This window comes from Pseudomonas sp. 05N432, from assembly GCF_056396945.1.
Genome location: NZ_JBFTMM010000080.1, coordinates 1 through 552, shown reverse-complemented (window position 1 = coordinate 552; position 552 = coordinate 1). Strand labels below are relative to the sequence as shown.

At 46.9% G+C, this 552-nt stretch carries 2 tRNA genes and 1 rRNA gene; all 3 read left to right on the top strand.

From position 1 onward, the window contains the following. Positions 1-82 (top strand): 16S ribosomal RNA (locus tag AC1DHT_RS29325); the annotation flags it as partial. Between the two features lie 84 nt (positions 83-166). Next, a tRNA-Ile gene (locus AC1DHT_RS29320) sits at positions 167-243 on the top strand. Between the two features lie 5 nt (positions 244-248). Next, positions 249-324: transfer RNA gene (locus tag AC1DHT_RS29315), tRNA-Ala, on the top strand. Positions 325-552: the final 228 nt, after the last annotated feature.

The following is a 552-nucleotide window of genomic DNA, read 5'->3' as shown; positions in this document are numbered from 1 at the left end:
GGTTACCACGGTGTGATTCATGACTGGGGTGAAGTCGTAACAAGGTAGCCGTAGGGGAACCTGCGGCTGGATCACCTCCTTAATCGACGACATCAGCTGCTGCATAAGCTCCCACACGAATTGCTTGATTCATTGAAGAAGACGATAAGGTCAGCATCCCTTGATTGGGTCTGTAGCTCAGTTGGTTAGAGCGCACCCCTGATAAGGGTGAGGTCGGCAGTTCGAATCTGCCCAGACCCACCAATTACGGGGCCATAGCTCAGCTGGGAGAGCGCCTGCCTTGCACGCAGGAGGTCAACGGTTCGATCCCGTTTGGCTCCACCATTTACTGTTTTTCGCTGGCTTATTGTTAGAGTGCAGAAATGAATATTCGAGTGAATATTGATTTCTGATCTTTATCAGAATCGTTCTTTAAAAATTTGGGTATGTGATAGAAAGATAGACTGAACGTTACTTTCACTGGTAACGGATCAGGCTAAGGTAAAATTTGTGAGTAATTGCGAATTTTCGGCGAATGTCGTCTTCACAGTATAACCAGATTGCTTGGGGTTA